Origin of the sequence: Trinickia sp., from assembly GCF_051961175.1 — a bacterium.
GTDB lineage: Bacteria > Pseudomonadota > Gammaproteobacteria > Burkholderiales > Burkholderiaceae > Trinickia.
On sequence record NZ_JBQCDN010000473.1, the window covers coordinates 1 to 6,396 of the forward strand.

Below are 6,396 nucleotides of genomic sequence, written 5' to 3' on the forward strand. Positions count from 1 at the left end.
AGTACGACTGCGGCACCGGTTGCCAGACGACAACGATCAACGACATTTACTACGCCTGCACGCTCACTGGCGGCACCGGTGGCACGTTGAGCGCCTGTACCGATTCGGCCGTACCGCTGGCGCAGCAAGTGGCCAATCCGGTCCAGTCCTTCGCAACCGACAACAACGGCGTGATCTTGAACATGCCGGCTGTCGGGGCGACGGGGGCGGTCAAGGCAACGGGGTTCCTGACGTTCGGCCTCGGCACTCAATCGAACAATGCCCTTCCGTCGTCCGGTATCCAAACGTTCCAGACCGACCACTTCGGCGATGTCAAGAGTGCGACGTTGGACGGTACGACCTATACGGATACGTCGCCAACTCAGAGGGCGGCGTTTTTCGACACCGGATCGAATGGCCTTTTCCTGCCCGGCTCGCATAGCGGCCTGCTGCTTTGCACGGGCGGAAGCGGCTTCTATTGCCCGACCTCCGCGGTGGCGCTTCAGCCTTCCGTGACGGGCTTCAACGGCACGACGGCTACGCTTCCGATCAGCATCGAAAACGCGTTCGATCTGTTCAACGGCAACGGACTTGCGTTCAGCAACCTGGGTGGCACGAGCGGGTTGCTCGCAGTCGATTTCGGCTTGCCGTTCTTCTATGGCAAGACGGTCTATGTCAAGTACGACACGGCCAACAGCGGTTCGCTCAACGTAGGAACGGTGGCCTCGGTCTCCTTCTAAAAGCGTCGACCGTACGTCCTTGTCCGCGCGCGGCCACGCTGCCGTGCCCGGACGTTCCGCGGCGCAATGGCCCGGCCGGGCTCATCGGCCTGTGCAGCGCGTCGCGGAACCGCTTCCCCGCTTCTTTTTCCCAACGTTCGCCCACATTCAGCCCGCCACCTCGTCGCGCTAAAGCGGACGCGGTCGCCCAGGCTATCGCATCGCCGCTATGCCAAATGGTAGGCGGCTCGACGGGCACAGGCTTTGCGCGGCGCTGTCGCGTCACTGTCCGCCGCGCTATGTACTAGAGTTCCGGAACAACGATACGAAATCGGTGGCGCTCGCGACGCGAAAGCCACGGCCACACGCGCTCGAGGATCAACCAGGAGGAACTCATCCGATGTTGAATCGTCCTTTACGCGCTGTCTTGCCCGTGGCGCTCGTCGCCGGCGCTCTCTGGGCCGCCTGCTCGCCCGCCTGCGCGGCACTCGGCGGCGCCCCCATGGCTACCCCCTCCGGCGCCACCGCCGTGACCACCCCCGCGCCTACCGCCCGCGTCGCGTCGTCGGCAATGGCCTCGCCGTCTTCGGGCACCGCAGTCAGTGCCCGCTACGTTGTGCGAGCGACGCAGCTTGCGAGCGGCACGACCGTCCGTGAATACATCGGTGCCGATGGGACCGTCTTCGGCATCGCATGGAACGGCCCGCGCATCCCCGACCTGCCTACGTTACTCGGCACTTATTTTCCGCAATACGCGAATGAGGTGCACGCGTTGCGCGCGACTCGTCACGGCCGGGGCCCCGTTGCGGTGGAGCATTCCGACCTCGTCGTCCATTCCGGCGGCCACATGGGCTCGTTCTTTGGTCAAGCGTGGTTGCCGAGCGCGCTGCCGGCCGGCATCACGGGCGCCGACATCAAATAACCGAGCGAAGAAGGGAGAACCATGTTGCGTACTCACAGCAGACTCGTTCGGGCGCTGGGCGCGCTCGGGTTGGCGGCCGCAGCGTTGATCGTTGCCTCCTGCGGCGGGGGCGGAGGCAGTTCTGGCGGCGGGGGAGGCGGCGGTGGGGTCCAGGCGGCGGCGAACCAGGCCACCGTGACGGTGGGACAAGGCGTGGAGGGTGTCGCGAACATCCCGACCGTCAGCATCACGATCTGCGTGCCCGGCACGAGCACGTGCCAAACCGTCTCCAATGTGCAAGTCGATACCGAATCGTTCGGGCTGCGGCTCGCCAGTTCGGCTGTCAGCCAGGTGCTCGGCTCGTTGCAACAGGAAACGGTGGCGGGCGCCCCGATCGCCGAGTGCACGACCTTCGCCGATGGCTCGGCCTGGGGGACGATCCGTACCGCCGACGTCAAGATCGCAGGAGAAACGGCCGCCAGCCTGCCGCTGCAGATCGTCGGCGACATGCCGCAAAGCGCTGTCGCGACCGGCAACTGTTCGGCGGGGACGCTCGAATCGACGCCGAGCGATCTGGGCGCCAACGGGATTCTCGGGATCGGGGTCGCGCCCAACGATTGCGGAACGGCGTGCGCGAGCGGATCGGCCAGCGGCAGCAATTACTACGTCTGTCCGGGCAACACGCACTGCACGCCGACACTCGTACCGGTCGGTCAGCAAGTCACGAATCCGGTTTCGAAATTCGCGGGCGACAACAACGGCGTCATTCTGTCGATGCCCGGCATCGGGCCGAGCGGGCAATCCACCGTGTCGGGGACCTTGACGTTCGGCATCGGCACGCAATCGAATAACGCGCTGCCCGGCAATGTGGCGAAGCTGGCGACAAATCCGTTCGGCGACGTCAACGCGAGCTTCGCCGGCAATCCGATCGTGGCCTTCTTCGATTCCGGATCGAACGCGTATTTCTTCACCGACAGCACGATACCGAACTGCACGGGCAATACGTCGTCCTTCTACTGTCCGTCTTCGGCGATCACGCGCACGCTGAACGTTTCGAACTACAACGCCGCTACCTCGGGCGCTTCTGGGGGCTTGGTCCTGTCGATGACGGTGGGGAACGCCACGCAATTGCTCGCCAACGGCAACTACGCGCTCAACGATCTGGCCGGCAGCCTCGGCACGGGGGCCACGTTCTTCGATGTGGGCCTGCCGTTCTTCTATGGCCGCACTTTCTACTACGGATTCGACCAGTCCGGCTCGGGCGGCGCGGGCCCGTTCGTCGCCTTCTAAGTCTCGGCCCCGGCTATTCAGGGGCCAAATCACCTGGCCCGCATCAGCCGCCTGTCCCTGCCTTTTCGGGCGCGCCAGACCTTGGCACGCCCTTCCCGCTCGCGGGTGCGTTCGCCCCGGCCCGTCCCGCACGCGGCCGGGCCGGGCGCCGATCAGTCGAAATGCACCCGTTTCCCCCGCCTTATCCGCCGATCGTCCATTGACGCGTCCGGGAATAATCGCTCTCACTGGATAACGGCATGTCGCCGTGATTCTTGCGGAGAAAATACCCTGTGGCAGAGGACAGCGACCTCGACAAAACCGAAGCAGCCACCCCCAGGCGCCTGGAAAAGGCGCGTTCGGAAGGGCAGGTTGCGCGCTCGCGGGAGCTGGCGACGTTCGCGTTGCTGGCGGCGGGCTTCTTCGGTGTCTGGGGGCTGGCTGGCCCGATCGGGATGCACCTGCAGCACATGTTGCGTGGCGCGTTCATGTTCAATCACGCGTCGCTTGCCGATACGAACCGCATGCTGATCGGCGCGGGCAACGCCGGCCGCGAGGGATTCATGGCGGTGCTGCCGATCCTGGCCTTGACGGGCCTCGCCGCGGTCATCGCGCCGATGGCGCTCGGCGGCTGGCTGCTTTCGCCGAAGGTCTTCGAGGTCAAGCTCGAACGCTTGAATCCCGTCGCCGGCATCGGCCGCATGTTCTCGATCAACGGCGTGATTCAACTCGGCATGTCGCTGGCCAAGACGCTGCTCGTCGGCACGATCGGCGGCGTGGCCGTCTGGCACCGCAAAGACCAGATCCTCGGGCTCGCCGGCGAGCCGCTGCGCGCGGCGCTCGGACATGGCATGTCGATCGTCGCCGCCTGCTGTGCGACGACGGTGGCCGGCATGTTCCTGCTCGCGGCGTTCGACGTCCCTTATCAACTCTGGCAGTACCACAAGAAGCTGCGCATGACGAAGGAAGAAGTGAAGCGCGAACACCGCGAAAGCGAAGGCGATCCGCATGTGAAAGGCAAGATTCGCCAGCAGCAGCGCGCAATCGCCCGCCGCCGCATGATGGCCGCGGTGCCGAAGGCCGACGTGGTCGTGACGAACCCGACCCACTACGCGGTGGCGCTGCAATACGCCGACGGTGAAATGCGTGCACCGAAGGTCGTCGCCAAGGGGGTGAACCTCGTCGCCGCCCGCATCCGCGAACTCGCAGCGGAACACAACGTCGCGTTGCTCGAAGCGCCGCCGCTCGCTCGCGCGCTCTATCACAACGTCGAGCTGAACCGCGAAATCCCGGGCCCGCTCTACAACGCCGTGGCCGAAGTGCTGGCCTGGGTGTATCAGCTGCGCAAGTTCCGCGAGGAAGGCGGCGACGTTCCGGCCGCGCCGACCGATCTCGACGTGCCGGCCGACATGGATACGAAGGGCCCGATCTCCGCGGCCGACGAACAGGAAGAAGCCGAGGAAGCGCTCGGCGACGCGAATGAAGGAGCCTCGGCATGAACGCGCGCGTCGGAAGCCTTTTCGGCAAGGGGCAGATGCTCAGCGGCACGAACCTGCGCGCGCTCGCAGGTCCGATCCTGATCTGCATGATCCTCGGCATGATGATTCTGCCGTTGCCGCCGTTCCTGCTCGATCTGCTGTTCACGTTCAACATCGCGCTGTCGGTGATGGTGCTGCTCGTCAGCATGTACACCCAGAAGCCGCTCGATTTCGCGGCGTTCCCGGCCGTGCTGCTGTTCTCGACGCTGCTGCGTCTGTCGCTGAACGTCGCCTCGACGCGCGTGGTGCTGCTCGAAGGGCATACGGGCCCGGGCGCCGCCGGTCAGGTGATCGAATCGTTCGGGCACTTCCTTGTGGGCGGCAACTTCGCCGTTGGTATCGTCGTATTCGTGATCCTGATGGTCATCAACTTCATGGTGATCACGAAGGGCGCGGGCCGGATCGCCGAAGTGGCGGCGCGTTTTACCTTGGACGCGATGCCCGGCAAGCAGATGGCGATCGACGCCGATTTGAACGCGGGCCTCATCGACGAAGCAGGCGCACGCAAGCGCCGCCAGTCCGTATCGCAGGAAGCCGAGTTCTACGGCGCGATGGACGGTGCGTCGAAGTTCGTGCGCGGCGATGCGGTGGCGGGCCTCATCATCATGGTCGTCAACGTGCTCGGCGGGCTGATTGTCGGCGTTGCCCAGCACGGCATGGATTTCGCCTCGGCCGGGAAGACGTACACCCTGCTCACGATCGGTGACGGTCTTGTGGCGCAGATCCCCTCGCTCGTCATCTCGACGGCGGCCGGCGTGATCGTCTCGCGCGTCGCCACCGACGAAGACATCGGCACGCAACTCACGGGGCAGCTGTTCACAAACCCGCGCGTGTTGATGATCACGGGCTCGATCATCGTCATGCTCGGCTTGATCCCGAACATGCCGCACTTCGCGTTCCTGCTGCTCGGCGCCGGCGCGATCCAGCTCGGCCGCACGCTGAAAAAGCGCGCCGAATCCGCCAAGGCCGGTGCCTCGCTCGTGGATGTCGCGCCAGCCGCCATGGCCCCGGCGGAGAACACCGAAGCGAGCTGGGACGACGTCACGCTCATCGATACGCTCGGCCTCGAAGTGGGTTACCGCCTGATTCCGCTCGTCGACAAGAACACCGACGGCGAACTGCTCAAGCGCATCAAAAGCATCCGCAAGAAGTTCGCGCAGGAAATCGGCTTTTTGCCGCCCGTCATCCATATCCGCGACAACCTGGAGCTGCGTCCGAACGGTTACCGCATCGCGCTCAAGGGCGTCGAAGTGGGGGTGGGCGAGGCCTATCCGGGCCAGTGGCTCGCGATCAACCCGGGCCAGGTTTCCGCCGCGCTGCCGGGCCAGCCGACGCAGGACCCCGCTTTCGGCCTCCCGGCGATCTGGATCGATACGAACCTGCGCGAGCAGGCCCAGGTGTATGGCTACACGGTGGTCGATGCCAGCACGGTTGTCGCCACGCACCTGAACCATCTCGTCGTCCAGCACGCCGCCGAACTGCTCGGCCGCCAGGAAGTGCAAGCGTTGATCACGCGTACCGGCAAGGATGCGCCGTCGCTCGTCGAAGATCTGGTGCCGAAAACGCTCTCGCTCACGACGCTGCAAAAGGTCCTGCAAAACCTGCTCGAGGAAGGCGTGCCGATTCGCGACATGCGTACGATCCTCGAAGCGCTCTCCGAGCACGGCGCCAAGCTGACCGACCCGCACGATCTGACCGCCTGCGTGCGATTGGCCCTGGGCCGCGCGATTACGCAGCAATGGTATCCGGGCGCGAACGAGATGCAGGTCATGGGACTCGATTCGAACCTCGAGCGCGTGCTGTCGCAAGCGCTCTCGACGAGCGCGAACCCAGGGCTCGAGCCCGGCCTCGCACACACGCTGATGACGGCGACGCAAAAGGCGATCAACCGTCAACAAAATGCCGGGCTGCCTCCGGTGCTGCTCGTGCAGCATGCGCTTCGCGCGATGCTCGCACGCTTCCTGCGCCGCAGCCTGCCTCAATTGAAAGT

General features: G+C 65.2%; 5 protein-coding genes. All 5 read left to right on the forward strand.

Annotation, left to right across the window (positions count from 1 at the left end; genetic code table 11):
- The coding region (locus tag ACTHL0_RS26930) for a DUF3443 family protein (RefSeq protein WP_440570180.1) at positions 1–719 on the forward strand (719 nt) is incomplete at its 5' end.
- A gap of 379 nt (positions 720–1,098) precedes the next feature.
- Complete coding sequence (locus ACTHL0_RS26935) at positions 1,099–1,620, forward strand: DUF2844 domain-containing protein (RefSeq protein WP_440570181.1); 522 nt, start codon at positions 1,099–1,101, stop codon at positions 1,618–1,620.
- Between the two features lie 24 nt (positions 1,621–1,644).
- Positions 1,645–2,889: a DUF3443 domain-containing protein gene (locus tag ACTHL0_RS26940; protein ID WP_440570185.1), complete on the forward strand. Its 1,245-nt coding sequence runs from the start codon at positions 1,645–1,647 to the stop codon at positions 2,887–2,889.
- 272 nt (positions 2,890–3,161) lie between these two features.
- Positions 3,162–4,367: a flagellar biosynthesis protein FlhB gene (gene flhB / locus ACTHL0_RS26945; RefSeq protein WP_440570183.1), complete on the forward strand. Its 1,206-nt coding sequence runs from the start codon at positions 3,162–3,164 to the stop codon at positions 4,365–4,367.
- Positions 4,364–6,396, forward strand: a 2,033-nt coding sequence (flhA, locus tag ACTHL0_RS26950) for a flagellar biosynthesis protein FlhA (protein ID WP_440570184.1), incomplete at its 3' end; no start/stop codon positions are given. The genes flhB and flhA, both read left to right, overlap by 4 nt.